Source organism: Azohydromonas caseinilytica (assembly GCF_012927045.1).
GTDB classification, from domain to species: domain Bacteria; phylum Pseudomonadota; class Gammaproteobacteria; order Burkholderiales; family Burkholderiaceae_C; genus Azohydromonas; species Azohydromonas caseinilytica.
Window position 1 is genome coordinate 60,392 of sequence record NZ_JABBFW010000017.1, and the last position, 23,875, is coordinate 84,266.

Here is a 23,875-nt window from a genome sequence, read left to right on the forward strand (position 1 = left end):
CTCCTTTCGATGGAATTCCATTCGGACCAACTCCAGCAATCCGGGCTCCCGCGGCAGAGCGCCCTTTACGTGCACGGCGCGCTCGTGCTCAAAATGGAAAACCCGCCTGCGGATTGCGCCGAAGGCAGGTTTCCAGCCATTTTCAAACGGGATATTTCAGAGGCCCACAAGGGGTCGTGCCCAAGCCCAAGACATTCATTCGCCTGCACGGCCGTAGGGCGGGAGGACCGTCAATCGCGAGTCGTCCACGGCGGCCCCGATCGCGAAGTGATAGAGCGACTGGAACGTCAAGTCGCCAAGACCCAGGACCTGGTGTACCGGGTCGTCAAAGAAGCAGCCGATGCCCGTCGCGCGCAGCCCGGCGGCTTCCGCCTCCAGGTAGAGCAGCTGGCCGATCAGCCCCGTCTCCCAGAAGAGCCGTCGATAGAACCACGCTCCGCAACGTCGCAGGCTGGGCTCGAAGCGCGTGACCATTCCGAGCGAGAACACGCCGTCGGCGGCGATCCGCTGGCCGCAGCAGAGCTGGGCCGCCAGGTCGCGCACGTCGGCCTGCTGCAGCAGGAACAGCGGCAGATCGTCCGTGCGGCCGGGCGGCACGCTCCAGGCGTATTCCTTGTAGGTCGCCCGCCGCAGCGGCTCCACGCCGGCGGGATCCCGCGCGAGCATGTAGAGCCCGGGCGCCAGGCCGTCCACCCGATGGACGAACAGGGCCAGGTCGATCGTCGGCGCCCAGGGCAGCGCATCCCAAGGCACCGGTCGGTGGCCCAGGTCGTGCTCGACCCGCGGCAGCGTGCGCGTGAGCATGGCGAAGAAACGGTCCGCCGGGATCGAGGTGGTGCCGTCGAAGGCGGTGGCGCTGCGGCGCTGGCGGATCACCTGCGCGGCGCTGGGAAGGCCTGGGCCGTTGCCCGCGTCAGCCGCCGCCTGCACCGTGCCGGTGTCGTGGCGCAGCTCGACGACGCTGCGTTCCTGCTGCGACTTCCAGCAGGCGGCTTCCACCTCTTCGATGCCCGCCCATCTCACCGGTTCGTCCTGGCTCAACCGGTTGGCTTTGCCGTGCCAGACACGCGGCGGCACGTCACGCGTGACCACACCGTCCAGGCACAGCGGCAACGAAATCGGCTCGGGCAGTGCCAGGCCCGTGCCGGCATCGGGCCAGATCACGACAAGGGCGTCGGGATGCTCGTGCTCTGCGCCTGCGAAATCCTCGTCCCGGTCGATGCCCAGCAGCGAGGCCACCGTGTCGTCGTCCTGCCCATTGAGCAGCAGCGTGCGCCAGCCCAGCATCCGGGCCGCGAACCGGAGGCTGCCGAGCGCATGCCCCACGTCGTGCTGGCAGTAGCGGAACGCCCGCTCGCCGTACTTCCACGCCTCGCGCCAGTGCACCGAGGACAGGCCGACAAGGAACGCACCGGGCGGAAAGCCCTGCAGCAGCGCCTTGACGCCGGCGCGCGGCCACTCGGCGCGCAGCTCCAGCGCATGCTCCCTGGGCGCGTAGTGGTAGAGGCCCGGCGCCCGCAAGACGCCTTCGATCCGGTCGATGAGCAGGTACGCCTCGGTCGGGTGCAGGTTGCCGCTCGACGGGTTGATACGCAGCGCCCAGCGCACCGTTCCGGCCTGCTTCCACGCCGAAATCGCGAGTGAACATTCGAGGAAGCGCGAAAGGCTGGCGGCAGTCGGCGCCGTGCGCGCGACGCCACCGCCCCGGAACAGGTCCTCGTAGGGCGGCGAGGCCGGGGCGTCGCCGGCCCGCAGGCGCGGCAACGCGACGAGCGCGGCGCCCTCGTAGCGCCGGAACGGATCGGGCTGGTTCGCCCAGTCGAGGCTGCCGGGCCCCGGCGCATAGCGGAAGAAGCGATGCTTGGTCTGCTGGTGGTAGCGCAGCACCCTGTCCAGGCTCCCGGGGGCCTGGGCCGTACCTGTACCTGTACCTGTACCCGTCTTCATTCCATCGCGCCTTCGACGGCGGCGGCCCGGCGGGAACGGGCGGTACGCACTCGCACCTGGTGCGTCAGGCCGTCGTCGAGCAGGGCCAGGGCCGACGTGTGCAGAACCTGTCCATCCAGCTCGATGGACGCCGGCTCGGTGTCGTCGTCCAGCAGGCCGATCTCGATCCGGTAGGTCGTCTCGCGATAGCGATAGTCCACGCCGAAGCCGGTCCAGTGCGCAGGCAGGCAGGGCTCGATGCCCAGCCGCGCGCCGTCCTCGTCCACGTGCAGCCGCAAGCCCAGCAGCGATTCGACGAGCAGCCGGTACATCCAGCCCGCCGACCCGGTGTACCAGGTCCAGCCGCCCCGCCCGGTGTGCGGCGCCACGCTGTAGACGTCGGCGGCGGCCACGTAGGGCTCAACCTTGTAGACGGCCACTTCCTCGGCCGTGCGGCCATGGTGCGGCGGCAGGATGAGCTCCGTCACCTGCCACGCCCGCGCCGGGTCGCCGAGCGCCGCGAAGGCCATCGCGGTCCACACGGCGGCGTGCGTGTACTGCCCGCCGTTCTCGCGCACACCCGGCACGTAGCCGGCGATGTAGCCCGGGTTCGGCCCCTGTCGGTCGAAGGGCGGATCGAGCAGCTGCACCAGCCGCGCCGCGGGCCGCACCAGCCGCGCCGCGACGGCGTCCATCGCCTGCCGCGTGCGCTCCGGGCTACCGATGCCCGAGAGCACCGCCCAGCTCTGCGCGATCGAGTCGATGCTGCACTCCACGTTGTCCTGCGAGCCCAGCGGCGTGCCGTCGTCAAACCAGGCGCGGCGGTACCACTGCCCGTCCCACGCCGACGCTTCCAGCCGCTCGCCGAGCCGGCGGCGCTCGTCCTCGCAACGTTGCGCCAAGGCCTCGTCGCCATGGCGGCGCGCGAGCGGCGCGAACTCGCGCAGCACCTCGCACAGGAAGAAGCCCAGCCACACGCTCTCGCCCCGCCCCTGGTGGCCGACCCGGTTCATGCCGTCGTTCCAGTCGCCGGCGCCCATCAGCGGCAGCCCGTGCGCACCGAAGCGCAGGCCGTGCACCAGCGCACGCGCCGCATGCTCGTACAGGGTGGCCGACTGGCTGGAGCGCGCGGGCAGGTCGTAGTAGGACTCGTCCTCGGCCGGCAGGGGCCGGCCCTCCAGGAAGGGCGCGCTCTCGCCCAGCACGTCCAGGTCGCCGGTGGCCTGCACGTAGCGGCACAGCGCCAGCGGCAGCCAGAGGTAGTCGTCGGAGATGTGCGTGCGCACGCCGTGGCCCGAGGGCGGGTGCCACCAGTGCTGCACGTCGCCTTCGACGAACTGCCGGCTCGCGCAGGTGAGCAGGTGCGCGCGCAGGACTCGCGGGCGCGCATGCACGAGCGCCATCGCGTCCTGCAGCTGGTCGCGGAACCCGAACGCGCCGCCCGACTGGTAGTAGCCGCTGCGCGCCAGGATGCGGCAGCCCAGCGTCTGGTAGACGAGCCAGCCGTTGGCCATCAGGTTCAGCGCCGGGTCGGGCGTGCGCACCTGCACCGCGCCGAGCAGCTGCCGCCAATAGGCCCGCACCTCGTCCAGCGCCTGGTGGACCGCGACGCTGCCGCGGAACCGGCGCACCAGCTGCGCGGCCTCGTCGGTGCTGCGGCCCATGCCGAGGCGGAAGGTGATCTCGCGCGACTCGCCCGGCGCCAGCTGTACGGGCACCTGGATCGCGGCGCAGGGGTCGAGCGCGACACCGGTGCGCCCGGACAGGTGGGCGTTGCGCAGGGCGGCGGGCCGGCGCAGCGAGCCGTTGCGGCCGATGAACTCGGTCCGGTCGCAGGTGACGGTGCCGGCCAGCCGGTCGCCCTCGTCCACGTCGAGGAATCCGACCCAGTCGCCGAAGTGATTGCTGTAGCGGTTGCGCGCACAGAGCGCGCCCGTGTCGGCGGCCACCTCGGTGTGGATGTGCGCACCCGTCCTGGCACGGCGGTCGCCCAGTACCCACTCGACGTAGGCGGTAGCCGACAGCAAGCGCACCCGGTCGCCGTCGTTGCGCAGCACCAGGCGCGAGAGCTTCACCGCCGCATCGACGGCGACGAACACCGTGAGCTCGCTGTGGATGCCCGCCTCGTCGTGCTCGAACACGCTGTAGCCGAAGCCGTGCCGCGCCAAGTGGGGCGGCACCGTGCCGTCCGGGGCGCCATCGCCCGGGAAGGGCAGCGCGGCCGGCTGCCACACCTGGCCGCTTTCCTCGTCGCGCAGGTACAGGGCCTCGCCGCCGTCGTCGGTGACGGGGTCGTTGTGCCAGGGCGTCAGGCGCAGCTCGTGCGCGTTCTCGCACCAGGTGTAGCTGCTGCCGGACTCGGAGACGACGGTGCCGAAGCGCGGGTTCGCGATCACGTTCACCCACGGCGCGGGCGGACGCTGGCCGGGCGGCGGGGCGATGACGTACTCGCGGCCGTCCGCCGAGAAGCCGCCGATGCCGTTGTCCAGCAGCAGGGCCGGCCGGGCCGGCCCGGCCCCCGGCACGGCCGGCGCCACCGGCCGCGTCGGCTGCAGCGCCTCGACGCGCCGCTCGGACACCCGCTTGCGGCCAACCTGGTCGGCCAACGAGCCCAGGCGGTCGGAGATGACGGCGCGGGCCACGGACTGCAGCAGCACCCGGTCCTCCAGTGCGATCTGGTCGGGATGGCGCACGAAGATGCCGCCGGGCCGGTCCACCACGTGCGACTCCACGCTGCCGGCGATGAGCGCCAGGATCTGCTCCTGTAGGCGCTGCCGGTAGACGTCGCGCTCCTCGTTCCAGATCACCAGGTCGACCGCCAGGCCCTTGAGCCGCCACCACGCGTGCGCCTGCACCAGCTGGCGCACGAGCTCGATGTTCGACGCCTCGCCCACCTGCAGCAGCACGATCGGCAGGTCCCCGGAGATCGCGTAGCCCCACAGGCCTGACTGCGCGCGCCGGTTGCGCAGCAGGACGGCCGTGGGCGCGCGCAGCGTGGGTTGCGCATAGACGATGGTGTTGGCCAGCCGCGCATAGAGCTGCGCGTCGGCCTCGCTGGCGTTGAGCTGCCGCAGGCTCACCTGGCTGTGGGTCCACGCCATGTCGAACACGCGGTCCGCCAGGCGCCGGTCCGCGTACTTGTGCACCAGCGCCAGGCAGGCGGCGCGGTCCTGCGCGGCGCCGTGAACCAGGTCGATGAGGGCCGTCTGCTCGGGCTCCAGCGAGACGACGCGGCGGGTGGCCATCACCGGGTCGAGCACCGCGCCGGCCGTGCCCGACAAGGGGCCGGCGCCGAGCAGCGCCGCCGGGGCATCGAGGTGCCGGCCGCGCCCGATGAAGCGCGCGCGGTCGGTCTCGTGCGACGGCGGCCCGGCCACCGCGCCATGCACGGCCACCAGGTGGCACGCCCACGGCGCAGGCTCCTCGGCGGCGCGCGGCCGGCGCGTGCAGATGATCGCCGCCGGGTCGTCCACGATCTCGGTCTGCACGAACAGCTTGCTGAACGCCGGATGCTGCGCATCGGCCGCCGCGGTGGCGAGCACCACCTCGGCGTAGCTCGTCACCTCGATGCGGCGGGGCACGCGGCTCAGGTTGGTCAGGCGCAGGCGACGCAGCTCGATGTCGTCCTCCGGCGAGACGACGATCTCGGTGTAGGCCTCGATGCCCTGGTCGCGGCGCCGGAATTCCGCGCGACCCTCGGTGAAGATGGCCTCGTAGTGCTCGGGCTGCCCACATGTGGGCTGGTGCGTGTTCGACCAGAACACGCCGGTGTCGAGGTCGCGCAGGTAGCAGAAGCTGCCCCATGCATCGGAAGTGGCGTCCTCATGCCAGCGCGTGACGGCCAGCTCCTTCCAGCGGCTGCAGCCACCGCCCGCGTTCGTGAGCATGACGTGGTAGCGGCCGTTGGACAGCAGCTGCACTTCGGGCCACGGCGTGTCGGGCGTCGCGATGAGCCGCAGCGGCGTCTCGTCACCCGGCAAGGCGGCGCGTTCGCCGGCCTGCTCGGCGGCGGCCACGTGGTGGAACGCGACCGCCTTGGGCACGCGCTCCTGCAGCAGCAGCAGCGTGGCGCGCAGCCGCGGGTCCGACTCGAAGCGCCGCTGCATCGGCCGGTCGAGCAGCACGTAGTCCAGCGCCAGCAGGCTCATGCCCTGGTGGTGCGCCATGTACGAACGCACGATCGCGCGCGCCTCGCCGCGCGGCAGGCGCGACGGCGTGTAGTCCACGGCTTCGAAGTAGCCGAAGGTACCCGCGAGTCCTTCGGCGGCCAGGCGGCGCAGGTTCAGCGCCGCGGCGGCCGGATCGACCATCAGCGCCATCACGCTCGCGTAGGGCGCCACCACCAGGTCCTCGGCCAGGCCGCGCTTGAGCCCCAGCCCGGGAACGCCGAACGCGCGGTACTGGTAGTTGAGATGCGCGTCGGTCAGGTTGTAGCCCGACTCCGAGACGCCCCAGGGCACGCCGCGCTGCTTGCCGTAGTGGATCTGCCGCTCGACGGCGCCGCGCACGGTCTGGTCGAGCAGCGTGTGCTCGTAGCTGGGCATGACCAGCATCGGCATCAGGTACTCGAACATCGACCCGCTCCACGACAGCAGCACCGGCCGGCCTCCCATGGGAGCGGCCTGGCGGCCCAGCGTGAACCAGCTCTGCTGCGGCAGCTGCGCCTGCGCGATCGCGACGAAGGCCGCCAGCCGGACCTCGGACGCGAGCAGGTCGTAGTGGCCCGCATCGCGGCGGCGCTCATCGACGTTGTAGCCAATGGCCAGCAGGTGGCGCGCCGGGTCGTAGAGGAAGCCTTGCTCCATCTCCGCCAGCGCGCCCGCGCGCTGCGCGAGCCCGCGCAGGGCATGGCCCTGCGCCTGCAGCGCCGCGGCATCCCATGCAGGCACGAGCCCGCCCGACGCGCCAGGCGCCAGCCGAGCCAGCTCGGCCAGCGCCGCCGCGCACTGCTGGACGAGCGCCTGCGCCCAGCGCCTGGCGTCGTCGGTGGCGCCGGCGGCGCGGTTGTCGAGCTCCGCCTGGATGTCCACCGCGCAGCGGTGCAAGGCGCCGAGCAGCTTGACGTCGCCGGCCGTGGCCGGCCCTGTCCCGGGCTCGCGGCGTTCGAGCAGCGTGGCGAAGCGGGGCAGCAGGCCGGTGCGGGCCTCGGCATCGGCGTCTTCGCGCAGGAGCGCCAGCGTGTCGGCGAGCCCGCTGAAGACGCGGTCGAAGCGCGGCTCTTCGTCAGCGAGGAGCAGCAGGCCGGCGCGCAGCGTGAGCAGATGCCCTGCCAGGTTGCCGCTGTCCACGCTGGAGACGTAGCGCGGGAGCAGCGGCTGCAGCGACCGGGTGTCGTACCAGTTGAGGAAGTGGCCGCGGTAGCGCTCCATGCGCTCCATGGTCCCGAGCGTGGCGGCGGTGCGCTCGATGAGCTGCTCCGTGGTGACGTGGCCGAAATCGTGCGCCGCGAGGTTGGCGAGCAGCGACAGGCCGATGTTGGTGGGCGAGGTGCGGTGCGCCAGGCGCGCCACGGGCTGCTCCTGCAGGTTGTCGGGCGGCAGGAAGTTGTCGTCCGCGGTGACGAAGGTGTCGAAGAAGGCCCAGGTGCGCCGGGCCAGGGCCCGCATCGCCGCCACCTGGGCGGCGTCGAGCACCGACTGCCGCCGTTCGAGCGGCCGGTTGAGCCCCCAGACGATGCCCGGCGAGACGAACCACAGGAGCAGCACCGCGGCAGCCGCCGGCAGCGCCTCGGCGCCCCAGGTGGCCAGGCCGGCCGCCACGGCAAGGGCCAGTGCCGGCGCCACTCCCATGCGGCGCGTCGTTTCCATGAAGTCCGTCGCCGCGGACCCCGCACGGTGGCGGGACGCATCGGACGACGGTTGCCATTCCAGCAGTCGCCGCTTCGACAGCCCCAGCCTCCACGCCGTCCGGAAGATGGCATCGAGGCTGACGAAGGCCTCGTAGGGCAGGCAGGCCAGCGTCAGCAGCGCCTGTCCCAGGCTGCGCAGGGTCTGCGGGACGATCGAGGCCAGGTGCTGCGGCATGCGCTGGTCCGCGGGCTTGCGCGCGAGGTCCGCGAGCAGGCCCATCAGCGGCGGCACGAAGATGACGGCCAGTGCCGCCGCCGTCCACAGCCAGGGCGGCTGCAGGACGGTCCAGCCCAGCACGAAGCCCAGCGTCAGCGCCGGCGGCACCAGGCTGCGCCGCAGGTTGTCCGCGATCTTCCAGCGCGACAGGCTCGACAGCGGGTTGCGCACCCAGCTCTGGCGCGCTTGAGCCGAATCGGCCGTTTCGTTCACGCGCAGGCGCAGGCGCGGCAGCAGCCAGCCGGCGATCTGCCAGTCGCCACGCATCCAGCGATGGCGGCGCTTCACGTCGGCGTCGTAGCGCGACGGCGACTCCTCGACCAGCTCCACGTCGCTGAGCAGCCCGCTGCGCGCATAGCAGCCTTCGAGCAGGTCGTGGCTGAGCACGAGGTTCTCGGGCAGCCGCCCGCCCAGCGCGCTCTCGAACGCATCGACGTCGTAGATGCCCTTGCCGATGAACGAGCCTTCGCCGAAGAGGTCCTGGTAGACGTCGCTCACCGCCCGCGTGTACGGGTCGATGCCGGAGTCGCCACCGTGCAACCGCCCGTAGCGCGTGCGGTTGGCGGCGGCCACGCTCACGCCCACCCGGGGCTGCAGGATGCCGTAGCCCTCGACCACACGCCGCGCCCCCGGCGCGCCGCCGAAACGGGGCCGGTTCAGCGGATGCGCCATGCTGGCGACGAGCTTCCAGGCCGAGTCGCGCGGCAGCTGCGTGTCGGTGTCCAGCGTGATGACGTAGCGCACGCCCGAGAGCCGTGCCGTGTCGCCGACGACCAGCGAGAAGTGCCCGGCCGAGCCGTCGCGCAGCAGCGCGTTGACCGCGGCCAGCTTGCCGCGCTTGCGCTCGTAGCCCATCCACGTCCGTTCCGCCGGATTCCACAGCCGGGGACGGTGGAACAGGAAGAAGCGGTCACCGGCATCGCTGTCGGTGTCGGTGTCGGGCTCGCCGTACTTGCGGTTCAGCGCCTCGATGCGCGAGCGCGCGCAGCGCAGCAGCCCTTCGTCGCCGTCGCGGTGCTCGGCCGGTGCGTCGTGGAAGTCCGTCAGCAGGCCGAAGCGCAGTTGCGCGTCGCGGTTGGCCAGGAAGCGCACTTCGAGCGCATCGGCAAGCTCGCCGATGCCCTCTTCGGTGTCGAGCAGCGTGGGCACCACGACCAGCGTGCGCGAGCCACGGGGAATGCCCAGCGAAAAATCCATGCGCGGCAGCGGCCTGGGGCGGGTGAACAGCGTCACGAGCCGGTTGACCAGCGAAACGGCCAGCTGGCTCGATGCGATCAGTACCGCCAGCCCCGCGGCGACGAGCCAGGCTCCCGGACGCACGCTCGTGAACAACTGCGTCCCACCGGCCGACGCCCACCACAGCAGCGCCGCGGGAAGCAGCACGCTGGCGACGGCGATGGTGCCGGCGTACCACGCCAGCGGATGGCGCGCGACGCGCCGGCGCGCGCGCTCCAGCGCCGCGGGCCGCGCGCCGACCTGGCGCTCCAGCCGCGGCCGGCCCGCGTCGACGAGGTAGTAGCCCACGTGCGTCTGGCAGCTGCGCTGCGGCTCGACGAGGTGATCGGCCCGCCCGGCCAACGCGACGGCCGCACGCGCGACCTCGACCTCGCTGGCGCCGCCGTCGCGCGCGATCCGCTCGACGGCATGGCGGTACGCGTCGCGCGTGGCGAAATCCATGCGGCCGTACACATCGGCCGGGTCCTGGCGCAGCGCGTGCTCGACGGCGGACAAGGCCTCGACGAACTCGGCCCAGTCGGTGGAGCCCAGCAGGCGCAGGCTGCCGATGCTGTTGCTCACCGAAACCTGGTCCATGGCCTGGTGTTGCGCTTCGAGCTGCACGAGCTGCTCGATGGTCTGGTGGCCCTCGGCCAGGCGCTGTTCCACCCAGCTCAAGGGCAGCGCCAGCGCGGCGCTGTGACCATGCAGCCGGCGGGCCAGCTCGGCCACGAAGGGGGCCGTCATCGGCGGGTCGGAGCGCGCCATGTCGGCCACGACGAGGATCAGGCCCTTGGGGTCCGTGTCGGCCGCGTCGGACATCCGGTCGGCCCACTGCGCCGCGAGATGGCTCTCGTCGCGGCTGCTGGCCACGCGCACGGCGATACGGCGCAGGTTCTCGATCAGGGCCAGCCTGAGCATGATCGGGATGGCCCAGAGCTCGCCCAGCAGCAGCGGCTTCACGCTCTGGTACGACGCGATGAAGCGCGTCAGCGTGCCGCGTGCCAGACGGCCCTCACCGTGCGCCACGGACTGGATGGCGAGGTCGTACGCACGCGGCAGTCCTGCGCTGGGGCCCATGCGCAGGCGCGGCAGCTCGCGGCTGTAGCCGGGCGGCAGATGCCGCTTGGCGATGCGGATCTCTTCCTCGATGAGGTGCAGGTTGTCGAGCAACCATTCGCCCGCCGGGGTCGTCCTGCGCTGCGGCCCTTCGGCCTGGGCCAGCAACGTGCACACACCGATCAGGGCACGCTCGTTGTCCGCCAGGCGCGGCAGCAGCTGATCGGGTGTGCGCATCAGCACCGATTCGTGGAGCGTCGCGAGGCGCCTGCCGTGCTGCTCCATCTGCTCGCCGGTGAACAACTCGGCGCGCAGCGGCGCCTCCTCGTCGGCGTCAGCGCCTACCCATCCCCGCCACCGGCGTCGTCCGCTCAACGAGCGGGCCGGCGAAAGGACCGCATGCAGCCAGGTCGTCGCCATCACAAGCTCTCCAAAGAACCGCCTTCAACGGCGTCGAGCGTCGGCCGACGGAAGGTCAGTGTAGGCACTCCGCATCGTCGCGCGCGGCTTGGCGCCGGATGGCCCTTGCGTGCGTCAGCGCACAGACGCGCATGGAGCGGGCACCGCAGCATGTTGGTTGAAGGCGCACCGGGTGCGTGGGCCTACCCATTCAAAGAAGGAGCAGGCATGTCCAAGCGACAACGCGGCAACAAGGAACCGAAGAAGCCCAAGCAGGAGCGTCCGCCGCCCGTGCCCGTGTCGGCTTCGTCCGGCGTGACGGCGGCGCTGCCCATGCGCCCCAAGCGCAAGTAGCCCGCGCGGCGCCCGGGCCCGGCGGCTGCTCGCGCAAAGGCTGCCAACCGTCCCGCAGCCGCCGACCGCCTCAAACGGCCCGATACGGTCCCCTGGGCAGCACGACCGTGAAGATCGTCCTGCCGTTGGCCGAGTCCACCTCGACCGAGCCGCCATGGGCCTGCGCCACCTGCCGCACGATGAACAGGCCCAGTCCCATGCTGGTGCCCTCGGGGCTGGCGGCGCTGCTTGCACCCCGCCGCAGCGGCTCGAAGAGCAGCTCGATGGTTTCCCTGGGGATCGTCGGCCCCGGGTTCTCCACGCACAGCCTCAGCCTGGCCTCCCGGCCGTTGACGGTCACCTTCACCGGCCCTCCCGGATCGCCGTACCGCGCGGCGTTGGCGAGCAGGTTGCTCACGATCTGCCTCATGCGCGAGGCATCCCAGCAGCCCCCGGTTGCGCCCTCCACCTCCAGCTCGATGCGGCAATTCGGCAGCGCCGCCTGCTGCACCTCGATCTCCTCCCGGCACACGGCCGCCAGGTCGATGGGCGCGGGCCGAATCGCGATGCCCACGTCGAGTGCCGTGCGGCTGTAGTCGAGCAGATCGTCGAGCAGCTGCTTCATGCGCTCGCCGCTGCGCAGCAGCCGGGCCGTGGGCTCGCTCACCGGCGTGCCGTCGCCCAGTGCGGCGATGAGCCGCGCCGACAGCAGCATCGCGTTGAGCGGGCCACGCAGGTCATGGCCCAGCACGGCCAGGAGCACGTCGCGCCAGCGCTCGACTTCCCGGGAGAAGAACTCGACCGATTCGGTGATGGCCTGGTCGATCGCCTCGTTGAACCGGGTGACGTCCGCCTCGGACTCGGGGCCCCGCTCATGGGCGTCGAACCAGCGCTGCAGAACGCCCGTGCGCAAGGCACGGTACTCGGCGACCATCTGCTGCATCGTGAACCCGCTCGTTGCACGGAGCACGGCATGGGTCTGCGCCGCCGTGTGCCCGGCGCCGGCGGGCGGGTGCGCCTGCCGCCGGGCCTTGGTCGCCTGCTGCTGCGGGCTCTGCACCGTCCTGAGGTCCTGCACGATGGCCTGCAGGATCTGCTCGGAATGGTCACGCAACGTCGCCTTGCTGGCACTGGCGGCCGCGGGCAGCAGCGAGGCGGCGAAGGATTCCCACGACGCCAGGATCACGGGCATGTGCTGCTCGATGAAGTCGGCAAGACGCATCACGGGCTTCAATGACGGCTCAGCCCGCGCGTTGCCGGGGCGAGCGGCGACCCATTGCTGCAGCATTGCGGCTCCATTCATTCGGTGTGGCGTGGATGACGGTGCGCACGGGGCCAGCACAGCGAGGGCGGACGCCCGAATCAAAGGTGGTGCCAGCTCGCCTCGGTGTCGGCGAACGGCGGCGCGTCGGTGCGGCGTGCAAGGCCGGGCGACACGCCCGTGCCCCGTGCTGCACGGGTCGCACCTGCCAGCGCCAGCCCCATGCGCCCGATGGCGCGCCGTGCCAGCGCCACCGCGCCGCTCTGTAACCCGGGCCCCCGGGCTTCCGGCGGGTTGGTGTCGTGCATGAGCTTCATGGCGAATCCCAAAAAAGGTGGTTGCCTACAGCTTGAATCCGGCCTGCACGCGCGGTCTGTGCACCAGCGCACAGATCGCGGCATCGCAACGGAGCATGGTGTCCACTCGGACAGTCCATGAAGGCGGACCATGAATGCCCTCACGCGGTTCAGCGTGTCGATCCTCGCGGGCCTGGAGGCCTTGCTCATGGTCTTCGGCCTTCCGGATTGGGCCGTGGCGTTGTGGGCCGTCGCCACGGCACCGGCGCAAGCCGCCCGTGCGGCCCTCCACGAACCGGCGCACTGACCCATGGCCGGCGCCTCTCTTCACCGGGCAGCCGGGCCATGAGCCGCACCGTGCGCATCCGCGGCATGGGGACATGGCTCATGCCGCTCTGGGAGAACAGCCGCATGAGCACTTCAATCGATCGTTCGGCGCCGGCCGCTGCCAGCCCCGAAGCTGCCGCCCAGGACGTCTTCACCTCCGAAGGCGGCCACGTGGACATCCGCAGCGAGCCCGTTGGAGAGACAGGCGACGCCGGGCAGGAAGAGCAGGCGCGCCTGATGGCGGCGCTGGGCATTCGCCACGAGGGGCGCCACTACCACTTTCGCGGCTACCGCTATGTCCGCCTGGAGGATGCCGTGGCTTATGCGCGCCTGGTGGGCACGCGAGCCTCGCGCATGCTGCCCGAGGACAACCTGCCCGACCGCTCCTTCGATGACGAGGCCAGGCCGCCCACAGGCTCGGAAACCGCCCTCATGCAATCCCTGGGCGTGTCCTTCGAGGACGGCCAGTACGTGTACGAGGGCTTCCACTACGACCGCCTGGCCGATGCGGTGGCCTATGCCCGGCTGCGCCACTCACGCGAGACCTGACGCGGCGCCGGGTCGGCTCACGCCCAGCAGCGTGTCGTAGACGAGCCGGTCGGCCGCATAGCAGCCGCAGGCGGCCGCCTCCAGGCCCGGCCGGTCCAGCACGTGGATCTCGCCGCGGTGATAGCGGATCAGCGCGCGCTGCTGCAGCTCGCGCGCGGCGTAGGTGATGCCCGCGCGCCGCACGCCCAGCATGTACGCCAGCAGCTCGTGCGTGAGGTGGAAGCTGTTGGCATGCGCGCGGTCCGCGCTCATCAGCAGCCAGCGGGCCAGCCGCGGGCTCACGAGGTGGAAATGCGTGCACGCGGCCGCCGTTGCCAGCTGCGCCAGCATGATGTGCACGTAGCGGTCCAGCGCCAGCTGGAGCGCCTTGCCCAGCGCCAGCTCGCGGCGGAACCGGCTTGCCTGCATGCGCCGCGCGGCCCCGCGGCCCTGCACCAGCGCATGCAGCGGCGTGGCGGCCGAGCCGATGCCCAGCGGCGCCCCGACCATGCCCTCGCGGCCCACCATGCCGACACCGAGCGCCCGGTGGCCATCGAGGGTCGTCACCAGCGCAACGAAGCCGTCGAGCGGAAAGTAGACGTGCCGCGCCGCTTCGCCGGGCTCGCACAGCCGGGTCCCGGGCTGCAGCTGCACCAGCTCGCACAGGGCCAGCAAGCGCACCCGCTCGCGCTGCGGAAGGCGCTCGATCAGCAGGTTCTCCACGTCGGCCATGCCGCGCTCCCTCGTGTGTGCCGCGATCCGGCCTTCCTCACCCCCGGTGCGCGCGCATGGCGTCCAGGCGGCTGCAGTCATAGGCGGGACGCAGGTACTCCGGCGCCACGCCGGCGGGCGAGGCCGCGTGGATACCCAGGGCATCCAGGCCCGGGAGCGTGCCGGTGGCGACGTTGTCCACCCTCATCGAGTCCAGGTTGTCGGCCGACATCAGCGGCTCGCCCGGCAGCAGCCGCATCACGGCCGCCTGCAGCCGGCCCAGGCCCGCCGGCAGCCCGAGCACCAGCCGCTCGTGGCCCGCGCAGCGCCCGGCCAGCTGCACCAGCTCGGCCAGCGAGTAGACCGCCGGCCCGGCGGCCTCGAAGGTGTGTCCCGCGGTGGCGCCGTCCTCCAGGCAACGCACCAGCGCCAGCGCCACGTCCTGCACCCACACCGGTTGGAAGCGGGCCTGCGCGCCCGCCAGCGGCACCAACGGCACCCAGCGCTGCAGCCGGGCGAACAGGTTCAGGAAGTGGTCCTCCTCGCCGAACATCACCGAGGGTCGGATGATGGTCACGTCCAGGCCGGGGGCCCGCAGCGCCGCCTCGCCCGCGGCCTTGGAGCGCAGGTAGTGCGAGGGCGCGTTCGCGGCGGCGCCCAGGGCGCTGACGTGCACGATGCGGCGCACGCCCGTCCGCTTGCAGGCGGCCGCCAGCTTGCGCGGCAGCTCGGCGTGGACGTGGCGAAAGCGGGCCTCGCTGCCGTGCAGGATGCCGACGAGGTTCACCACCGCGTCGCAGTCGCCCAGCCAGCGCGCGAGCTGCGCCTCGTCGTGCACGTCGCCTCCCTCCAGCTCGACCTGGGGCAGCGCCATCAGGGCACGCGCATGCGAGACATGGCGCGTGAGCACGCGCACGCAAGTCTCGGGATGCATCTCGGCCATGCGCGCGCACAGCGCCCGGCCGACGAAGCCGGTGCCCCCGAGCATCAGCACGCGTTGCATGGCGGGCTCCTCGGTTCGGCCGGGTTCGGCCAGGCCTGCCGCTGGGCCTCGGTGCGGGTGCTGCGGGCGCATCTCGCGACACTCGCGTGCTGGTGTGTCATGGCGGTTCCCTTGGTCACATCGTGTGCCTTGACGCTAAGCCCTGCGGGACGGCGCGTCGGTGCGATGGCGCACATGGCCGGCCCTTGGTGCGCTGGCGTACCGTCGTTCTGCGGCTTCCTATACTTGAAGCCAACCCGGTCCTGCCGACTGGAATGCGCAGCGGCGAGCCGTCGCTGGCCGGAGCCGTCCATGAGTCTTGACCTCGATCCCCGACAGAACCACCTGCTGGCGGCCTTGCCGCCGGACCACCTGGCACGCTGGCAATCGGCGCTGGAGCCGGTGGACATGCCGCTGGGCGCTGCGCTGTACGAGTCCGGTGTCGCAATGACCGACGTGTACTTTCCCTGCACGTCCATCGTGTCCCTGCTGTACGTGATGGAGGACGGCGCGTCGGCGGAGATCGCGGTCGTCGGCAATGAAGGCATCGTCGGCGTATCGGTCTTCATGGGCGGCGAAACGACCCCGAGCCGGGCCGTGGTCCAGAGCGCCGGGCGCGGCTTTCGGCTGCGCGGGCAGTGGCTCAAGCAGGAGTTCGAGCACTCGGCCCCGGTGCTGCACCTGCTGTTGCGCTACACCCAGGCGCTGATCACGCAGATGGCCCAGACCGCCGTGTGCAACCGCCACCATTCGCTGGACCAGCAGCTGTGCCGCTGGCTGCTGCTGAGCCTGGACCGGCTGCAGGGGGCGGAGCTGGCGATGACGCAGGAACTGATCGCCAACATGCTGGGCGTGCGCCGCGAGGGCGTGACCGAGGCCGCGGGAGCGCTGCAGCGCGAGGGCCTGATCCGCTACCGGCGCGGCCGCATCACGGTGCTGGACCGGGCCGGCCTGGAGCGCCGGACTTGCGAGTGCTATGCCGTGGTCCGCAAGGAGTACGACCGGCTGCTGCCTGCCATCACGGCGCAATAGCACCCTGCCGGGCCGGCCTCCGCCAGGAGGCCCTGCTTGACCTTTGGGTGCGGCGGCGCACAGACGAGATGGGCGCGAACGGACATGGTGGCCGCATTCGCACCAGGGCGCCTGCGTCGAGCACCGCACCGCGTGCCTGCAGCACCGTGCCATCCCCGCCGGGTTCGGCACAGGGGTCCGCGCTCCGCTGGTGAAGGGCAAAGAGGCAGGCTGATGGATTTTTCCGAGTTGTTCACCGAAAGCGTGCGACAGGTCCGGCCCCTGGCTCGCGCGAGGGGCCTGGTGTCCTTCTTCGACTACCGCGGCCCCAACATCGACCTCGCCATCGACGGCGATCTCATGCGCTCGGCCATGCACCGCCTGCTGCTCACGCTGACGGAGTCGATGGAGCAGGGATTCGTCACGCTCAGCGCCGAAGCGGCCGTTGCCGGCACCGGCCGCTGGCTCGTCACGGCGACCGCCGCGGGCACTGGACTCCTGGCGCCGGACGACGCCTTGGCTCGCGTGCTGCATCGGCACGGCATGGGTGGCGTCGATGTGGCCGGGCCGGACATGCACCTGGCCTGGCGGGAGTCGTTGGCGACTCAGCCGGCCGCCGACGTGGCGCTGAGCCTGCACAAGGTTCAGGGCAAGGGGCTTGCGATCACGTGGCAGGCCGCATTGAGCGCCCGCTTGATCGACGAGCCCGCGCCCGCGCAGGCGGACGGCGCCAGGGCCTGGCTGGTCACGGACACGCCCGGCGGGCTCGATTCGGTCGATTACAGGCTCAGGCGCCAAGGCTGGCACGTGACCCTGCTGCGGTCGCTGCACGAAGCACAGGCCCTGCTCGATGCGGCGCCACCGGCCGGCCCGCCGATGCTGCTGCTGGTGGCCGAGTCGGCGCGCACGACACTGGCGGGCCTGGAACGGCTCACGCAGCTTTCGCCGGCGACCTGGAGGCTGCTGGCCGTGGTCAACGGCTCCCCAGCCCTGCAGGCCCGCGGCTCGACCCAGGTGGACGTGCGCGTGCTGCCCTTGAGCCGGGCGGAGATCGATGCGCTTGCCCGTCATGTCGATCCGTGCTGGTCGACGGCCCTGTCGCGCCAGACCTCCCCGGTGCCTCGCTACGGCCAGGCCATGCGCCGTGTCCTGGCAGTGGACGACCATCCCGTCAACCAGTTGGTCATGCGCGGCCTGTTGGAATTGCTCGGCTGCGAGGTGGAGCTTGCGGCGGACGGCCTGCAGGCCATCGACTGCTGCCGCACGCGGCCACCGGACCTGGTACTGATGGACGTGCACATGCCCCGGCTCGACGGCCTGGAAGCGACACGGCAATTGCGCTCGCTGCAGCGCCAAGGCATGGTGCCGCCCTTTCCCATCGTGGCCGCCACCGCTATGCACTCGGTGCAGGGGCGGCAGGACTGCCTGGCCGCGGGCATGGATGGCTACCTGGAAAAGCCACTGGACGTGCAGGCGCTCAACGCCGAGATACACCGTGTCCTGCCCATGCAGCCGTTGCACCGGGATGGTCACCTGCCGCCTTGACGTCGGTCCAGCCGGGCAGGCGTGTGGCACCTCGGATGTTCAATGCCTAGTACATGTGCACCCGGCGCAACCGGGCGAAGGCCACGGCATCTGCAAGACGGCTGTAGCGTGAGCCTTCGAACAGGTAGCGCCCGTCGTCGAACGACACGCCGAGTGACGCCATGAGAGCCCGGTCCAAATCGCCTGGCGGCTGCACACCGCCGCTGCTTGCCCGGCGCGTCAGCCTGGTTCCATCCGATGTATAGAGCGCGCGCCTGGCAACCAGGCGCGCATAGGTGATGGCATCCTGCAAGCGGACGGAGCAGTAGTTGCCGAAGCAATACCTGCAACCGTCAAGACAGATCCCATACGCCAGCATCAGCTGCTCCTGCTCGGAGCCGGCAGGCCCACGGCCGGCGTCGCCAGTGGCCTGCACGGGGCCGGCTTTCTCGACGCCGGCATCACCGGAGATGGGATCGGAGCTGTTGTGGCTCGTTGTTGACCTGTCGACCGAATTGCTCATTTCGCTTTCCTTGGATTTCAAGCGTTCGGGCCAGGGACCGCCGCCTGCAGAGGCGACGAAGCGCAACGGCGTGACGGCCTGCATGGCGGGCTTACGCGGACACGATCCGTCGTAGCCGCTGCCGGGTCTGTGCACTGACGCACGCATCGGCCCGTTTCGAAGCAGCGATGCATTGCGGCCACGCCCGCCCGGCACACCCGCGCACATCCCAAAGGGCTGAGGAAGATGCCGCAAGCGCCAGCGTCATCCGCGCCACTGCCGTACCCTGCACCGCATGCGACGCACCCTTGCACACCTGCTGGCACGCTGGGCCCTCGCGGTCTTGGCGACGGTCGCGACGGCTTTGCCGTCGCTGGCGCAAGACCTCACGGTGGCCATCGACAGCAGCTTCGGCGAAGCCATGGCCGCCGTGGCGCGCGACTTCGAGGCGGGCCGCAGGGGTGTCCGCGTGCTCCTGGAGGCCGGCTCCTCGGGCGAGCTGCTGGAGCGGATATCCCAAGGCCTGGTGGCCGACGTGCTGGCCGGGGTCGACGTGCCCACGATGGAGCGGGGCGAGCAGCGGCGGCTGCTGCTGCCCGAGCCGCGCAGCAGCTTCGCCACCAACACACTGGTGCTGGTGGTGCCCGCATCGCGGCAGGTGCCGGTGCAGCGGGTGTCGGACCTGGCCCGGCCCGAAATCGTGCGCATCGCCATGGGCCGCCCCACCAGCATGCCGGCCGGGCGTTACGCCCGCGAGGCGATCAACGCGCAGCGCCTGTGGTCTTCACTGCAACGCAAGGTGGTGATCGTGGACGACGTGCGCGACGTGGTGAGCCTGGTGGCCGGCGCCGATGCGCAGGCCGGATTCGTCTACGCCTCGGACGCGGCCGCGGCGGCAGGCCGCGTGCGCGTGGTGGAGACACTCTCGACCGCCACGCCCATCCACCATGCGGCTACCGTCGTGGCCGCCAGCACGAACCCCGTGCTGGCGCGCGAGTTCGTCGCCTACCTTCACGGCGACGCGGCACGTGCCGTGTTCAGGCGCTTCGGCTTTGGAGAGCCATGAGCAGCAAGCAGTAGCGTGCGCAAGGGTGCCCTTGTGCAGCCGAGCCGGCGGCGGCGATCTGCGTGCGGTGCCGCGCGCCGATGATCGTGTCCTCGTCGGCATCGAATCACCATCGTCCCACGGGTTGAAGTCCACGTATCCCGCGCCAACCCCGGTGTACTTGCGAAGGCGTTCCGATCCTTCAGCAGCGATACCACGTCCAGTTGCCGCCAACACGAGACGGGCTCGGGGTTGGAATCGGGATAAGGCCAAGCTGAACAAGAACAGTTGTCCCCATGCCAGGCACCAAACGCTGCAGCCTGCTCCCGCAGGCGCTTCAACCCGGTATGCCCTTGCCATTGATCCGCTCGAAAGCCTCGCTCAACGCTTCCAGCGACAGCGGTTTGCCCAGATGCGCGTCAAAGCCCGCCGCCCGGGCGCGCTGCGCGTCGGCCTCGCCGGCGAATCCGGTCACGGCAATGGCGGGCCAGCGCGCGCTGCGGGGCCGGCGGCGCAGCTCCGCGATCAGCTGCAAGCCATCCATGCCCGGCATGGCGATGTCGGAGACCAGGAGGTCGAAGTCATTCTCCGCGGCCTCTTGCAGCGCGACGGCGGCGCTCACCGCCGGCGTGACCCGTGCGCCCTGAAGCTCCAGCAGCATTTGCAGCGACTCCAGCGTGTCCGGGTTGTCCTCGACCAGGAGCACGCATCGGCCTGACAGCGGGCTGGCACTGGCGGGCTGTGCTGCTTCGCTGTCCAGGCTGCATTCGTGCAGCGGCATCCACACCGAGAAGGTGGCGCCCCGGCCCGGGCCGGGCGACTGCGCCTGGACCCGTCCACCGTGCAGCTCGGCCAGCTGCTTGACCAACGCCAGCCCGATGCCCAGGCCGCCCTCGCACCGGGTCGTAGGCGCGCCGTCACCCTGCACGAACATGTCGAACACCCGTTCCAGCAGCGACGGCTCGATGCCACACCCGGTGTCGCTCACCTCCAGCCGCGCGCAGGCCTCGTCGCGCACAAGCCGCACCGCGACACGGCCGCCGGGCGGCGTGAACTTCAGCGCGTTGCTCACCAGGTTCCAGACGATCTGCTGCAGGCGCACGCTGTCGGCATGAAGCACCAGGTCCTCGACTTCGACGGCCATCTCGACCTGCCGGGCCCGCGCCTCGGGGCGCAGCGCTTCCACGATGCTTTCGATGTCGGTGCGGCCCTGCACCGCGGTGCGGGTGAGCGAGAGCTTGCCGGTGTTGATGCGCGAGAGGTCGAGCAGGTCGTCGATGATCTGCGATTGCGCGTGCACGGTGCGGCGGATGGTGTCGATGGCCCGTGAAGCCGGCGGCCTGGCCAATGCCGGCACCGAGCGGCTGAGCAGCTCGGTGCTCATCAGGATCAGGTTGAGCGGGTTTTTCAGCTCGTGCGACAGGATGGCCAGGAATTCGCTGCGCAGGGCCGTGGCGGCTTCGAGCTGGCTGCCCACCTGCTGCTTGGCCTGCAGCACCTGCTCGCGCTGCTTGTCCAGCAGCCGGCGCTCGGTGAAATCGCGCGCGATCTTGGCAAAGCCCTGAGTGCTGCCGTCGTGAAAGGCCGTGGTGACGCCGCTGCAGAAGAAGCGGCTGCCGTCCTTGCGCCAGTGCCAGCGCTCGTCCTCGCTGCGCCCGGTGTCGCGCGCACGCCCGCGCTCCTGTCCGGGCACGCCAGCTTCCACATCCTCGGGCGTGAAGGTCATGTCCAGCGACTGCCCCAGGGCCTCGGCTTCGCTCCAACCGAACAGCCGCTCGGCGCCGTGGTTCCAGGTCGTGATGCGGCCTTCAGCATCGCAGGTCAGGATGGCGAAGTCCCGGGTGCTCTCGGCCACCAGGCGCAGCCGCTCCTCACGCGCGCGAAGCTGTTCCTGCGCCTGGCGCCGCTCGCTCACGTCGATGAAATTGAGCACCACGCCCTCGATGCGGTCCTCGTTGGTGCGGTACGGCGAGATGCGCATCAGGTACCAGTGCCCATCCCGACTGCGCACCTCCTGCGCCAGGGGCTGCAGCCTCTCGAACACCCGGACCATGTCCTCACGCAGGGTGTCGTACTCCAGGCAGTGCGTGATGTCGAGCAGCGAGCGGCCAACGTCGTTGGCCAGGAGGCTGAAAATTCCGCTCGCCTGAGGCGTGAATCGCTTGATGCGCAGGGCACGGTCCACGAACACGGTGGCGATGTCGATGGAAGCGATGAGGTTGCTCAGGTCGTCGTTGACCCGGGTGAGCTCATCGACCTTGCGCTTGAGCTCGAAGTTGACCGTGATGAGCTCCTCGTTGGCGGACTGCAGCTCCTCCTTGCTGGTCTCGACATCTTCGGCCACGCAGCGCAGCGCCTCGTTGAGCGACTGCAGCTCCTCGTTGGCCGCGCGCAGCTGCTCGTCGGAGGTGGCGCAGACGCCCAGGCTGCCCTGCAGCCGCGCCTGCAGGCGGCGCAGCTCCTCCTCCAGCACGGGGCGTGTGGGATCCCGGGCGGCGGCGTCCGAGCCCGGCGTCAGTGCCAGGCTGTCGTCGAACTCGTCGAAGGTCACCAGGAAGGTCTTTCCCTTGAAGCCCTCGCCGGTGCCCGGGCGCACGCTGATGTGCAGCAGCACCTCGGCCTGGTCCAGCCGCAGGCGCACCGGCGCCGCCGCCACGCGGTGGCCGGTGTGCGCGGCATGCAGCAGCGCCGGACGCAGCACCGGCACCAGCTCGGGCCGCACCATCTCCAGCAGCAGTTGCGACGGCACGTCATTGGCGCAACACAGGTAGCACGCGGTGCCCGTGCCGGTGTGCAGGACCTTGTACTGCGCGTCCACCAGCACGCTCGCCGGTGCTTGCTCGTACAGCACGCGCTCGTGCAAGTGCGCCAGCGGCGCGACCGGATGCGCCTGCACGGGCGCCGGTGGTGAGATCACCCGCAGGGCGTCGGGCAGCAGCGGCAGCAACTCGCGCCGAGCCCGCTGTGCCGGGTTGGGGTTGGCTTTATAGACCAGCTGCTTCTTGTCAATGGGCGTGAACAGCTGCGGCAGCGCATCGGCCGACTCGGCGCTGCCCAGGAACAGCACCCCGCCGGGATTGAGCGCGAAGTGGAAGATCTCCAGCACGCGCTGCTGCGCCTCGCGCTCCAGATAGATGAGCAGGTTGCGGCAGCTGATGACGTCCAGGCGGGAAAAGGGCGGGTCGCGCAGCACGTTGTGCAGCGCGAACGTGACCTGCTCGCGCAGCTCCTTCCTGACCCGGTAGGCATCCCCTTCCTTCTGGAAGTACTGCCGCAGCCGCATGGACGGCACGTCGGCGGCGATGCCTTGCGGATAGACCGCCGCGCGGGCCACGGCCAGCGCGCGCTCGTCGATGTCGGAGGCAAAGACCTGGAGGCCCCCGGGCAGGCTCTGCGGCGCGTGGTCGCCCAGCAGCATGGCCAGTGAATAGGCCTCCTCGCCCGTGGCGCAGCCCACGCTCCAGACCCGCAGCCGGCTCGGCGCCGGCCGGCGCGAGAGCAGCCCGTTCACCAGCTCGCGCTCCAGCGCCTCGAAGGCGACGCGGTCGCGGAAAAAACTGGTGACGCTGATGAGCATGTCCTGCAGCAGCGCCCCGGTTTCCTCGGGATGGCCCTCCAGGTAGTCGCGGTAGGCGCCCAGGCTGGGCTGGCGCGTGACCTGCATGCGCCGCTCCAGGCGGCGCAGCACGGTGCCGCGCTTGTAGTGCTGGAAGCTGTGGCCGGTGCGCGAGTGCAGCAGCGCCATCACCGCCTGCAACGCCGCTTCGGCCTGGGCCGAGGTCTGCCCGGCCGCGGGCTTCGTGGCCGGTAAACCTGCAGCGCGGGCGCCGGGCAACTCGATGCAGCGGGCGTTCTGCGTCAGCGCGATGAGCTTGTCGGCCATCTCGGCCGCGGGCAGCACGAAGTCCACGCGCTGCGTCGTGATTGCCGCCAGGGGCATGCCGTCGAACTCGGCATCCTGCGGCGCCTGCGCCAGGGTCACACCGCCCGCGGCCCTCACGTCTCTGAGCCCCATGGCGCCATCGCTGCCCATGCCGGAGAGCACGACAGCGATGGCACGTGCACCCTGGGCCTGTGCCAGGCTGCGGAAGAAGCTATCGATGGAAAACGGCGGGCTGCCCTGGCGCTCCAGCACCTGGACATCGAGGTGGCCGTCATCCAGGGACAGTTGCATCCCCGGCGCGATGACGTAGACCTGGTCCTGCTCGAGGCGCAGACGCTGCGTGACCTGCTGCACGGGCATGCGCGTGCTGCGCTGCAGGATCGCCGCGGCGCTGCTCTCGTGCTCGGGCGAAAGGTGCAGCACGACGACAAAGGCCATGCCCGGGGCGCCGGGCATGTGCTCGAACAGGCGCAGCGTGGCCGCCAGGCCACCAGCCGAGCCGCCGATACCCACCACGGGAAACGGCAGGACGGCCTTGCGCGGCGCTGGCTTCCCGGCGTCGAGTGAATCTTGGTGTGCAGGTGCAAAAGACATGGCGCGCTCCATGGCGGGATTCACCAACACCTGGTTCTTCGGAACCGGACAAATCCAGCAGGTGCGCCTTCCGGCTCGGAAATCAGCCGTACAGGCTTGTCGCGTTGGCCTGTCAAACCGGACGCCGATGGCTCGGCCCTGCGTAAGCGGCAAGTCCTGTGCCGCACGACCCAGACGGATAACGGCACGCCCGGGTGGCACGCGGGACGACGCC

Annotated in this window: 14 protein-coding genes; 6 read left to right on the forward strand and 8 right to left on the reverse strand. The window is 71.0% G+C overall.

From position 1 onward, the window contains the following. Window positions 1-195 precede the first annotated feature (195 nt). Both HHL10_RS20420 and HHL10_RS20425 read right to left on the reverse strand, forming a co-directional pair. Window positions 196-1,887: a SagB/ThcOx family dehydrogenase gene (locus tag HHL10_RS20420; protein WP_310734639.1), complete on the reverse strand. Its 1,692-nt coding sequence runs from the start codon at window positions 1,885-1,887 to the stop codon at window positions 196-198. 56 nt (window positions 1,888-1,943) lie between these two features. Next, window positions 1,944-10,685 carry a glycoside hydrolase family 94 protein gene (locus HHL10_RS20425; RefSeq protein WP_169162246.1) on the reverse strand — a complete coding sequence of 2,914 codons (8,742 nt, stop codon included), beginning with the start codon at window positions 10,683-10,685 and terminating at the stop codon, window positions 1,944-1,946. A gap of 207 nt (window positions 10,686-10,892) precedes the next feature. Here HHL10_RS20425 and HHL10_RS31050 point away from each other — a divergent pair, with 207 nt between their 5' ends. Further along, the gene (locus tag HHL10_RS31050; protein ID WP_259373272.1) at window positions 10,893-11,018 is read left to right on the forward strand and encodes a hypothetical protein; all 126 of its coding nucleotides are present in this window, start codon (window positions 10,893-10,895) and stop codon (window positions 11,016-11,018) included. A gap of 70 nt (window positions 11,019-11,088) precedes the next feature. On the opposite strand, the gene HHL10_RS20430 is transcribed toward HHL10_RS31050, so the two are convergent. Further along, window positions 11,089-12,219 (reverse strand): sensor histidine kinase, encoded by a 1,131-nt coding sequence (locus HHL10_RS20430; RefSeq protein WP_169162247.1) that lies wholly within the window; start codon window positions 12,217-12,219, stop codon window positions 11,089-11,091. 140 nt (window positions 12,220-12,359) lie between these two features. Then, window positions 12,360-12,575 carry a hypothetical protein gene (locus tag HHL10_RS20435; protein WP_169162248.1) on the reverse strand — a complete coding sequence of 72 codons (216 nt, stop codon included), beginning with the start codon at window positions 12,573-12,575 and terminating at the stop codon, window positions 12,360-12,362. Between the two features lie 130 nt (window positions 12,576-12,705). Between HHL10_RS20435 and HHL10_RS20440 the strand changes: the two genes are divergently transcribed. Next, window positions 12,706-12,861 carry a hypothetical protein gene (locus HHL10_RS20440; protein ID WP_169162249.1) on the forward strand — a complete coding sequence of 52 codons (156 nt, stop codon included), beginning with the start codon at window positions 12,706-12,708 and terminating at the stop codon, window positions 12,859-12,861. 104 nt (window positions 12,862-12,965) lie between these two features. Then, window positions 12,966-13,430: a hypothetical protein gene (locus HHL10_RS20445; protein ID WP_169162250.1), complete on the forward strand. Its 465-nt coding sequence runs from the start codon at window positions 12,966-12,968 to the stop codon at window positions 13,428-13,430. Here the strand turns inward: HHL10_RS20445 and HHL10_RS20450 are convergent. Continuing rightward, window positions 13,416-14,141: a Crp/Fnr family transcriptional regulator gene (locus HHL10_RS20450; RefSeq protein WP_169162251.1), complete on the reverse strand. Its 726-nt coding sequence runs from the start codon at window positions 14,139-14,141 to the stop codon at window positions 13,416-13,418. The genes HHL10_RS20445 and HHL10_RS20450 overlap by 15 nt on opposite strands. 37 nt (window positions 14,142-14,178) lie before the next feature. Further along, the gene (locus HHL10_RS20455) at window positions 14,179-15,123 is read right to left on the reverse strand and encodes a complex I NDUFA9 subunit family protein (protein ID WP_169162252.1); all 945 of its coding nucleotides are present in this window, start codon (window positions 15,121-15,123) and stop codon (window positions 14,179-14,181) included. Between the two features lie 291 nt (window positions 15,124-15,414). Between HHL10_RS20455 and HHL10_RS20460 the strand changes: the two genes are divergently transcribed. Together HHL10_RS20460 and HHL10_RS20465 are read left to right on the forward strand one after the other, a co-directional pair. Then, a complete protein-coding gene (locus HHL10_RS20460) occupies window positions 15,415-16,134 on the forward strand; it encodes a Crp/Fnr family transcriptional regulator (RefSeq protein WP_169162253.1) in 720 nt (239 codons plus the stop codon). A 213-nt stretch (window positions 16,135-16,347) separates the two neighbouring features. Then, on the forward strand, window positions 16,348-17,658 hold the full coding sequence (locus HHL10_RS20465; RefSeq protein WP_169162254.1) for a response regulator: 1,311 nt from the start codon (window positions 16,348-16,350) through the stop codon (window positions 17,656-17,658). A gap of 46 nt (window positions 17,659-17,704) precedes the next feature. Here HHL10_RS20465 and HHL10_RS20470 read toward each other — a convergent pair whose 3' ends face one another. Next, window positions 17,705-18,244, reverse strand: a complete 540-nt coding sequence (locus HHL10_RS20470) for a hypothetical protein (RefSeq protein WP_169162255.1) — start codon at window positions 18,242-18,244, stop codon at window positions 17,705-17,707. Between the two features lie 190 nt (window positions 18,245-18,434). On the opposite strand from HHL10_RS20470, the gene modA reads away from it, so the two are divergent. Next, a complete protein-coding gene (gene modA / locus HHL10_RS20475; protein ID WP_169162256.1) occupies window positions 18,435-19,205 on the forward strand; it encodes a molybdate ABC transporter substrate-binding protein in 771 nt (256 codons plus the stop codon). 316 nt (window positions 19,206-19,521) lie between these two features. Here the strand turns inward: modA and HHL10_RS20480 are convergent, their stop codons facing one another. Next, the gene (locus HHL10_RS20480) at window positions 19,522-23,661 is read right to left on the reverse strand and encodes a CheR family methyltransferase (RefSeq protein WP_169162257.1); all 4,140 of its coding nucleotides are present in this window, start codon (window positions 23,659-23,661) and stop codon (window positions 19,522-19,524) included. Between the last annotated feature and the right edge of the window lie 214 nt (window positions 23,662-23,875).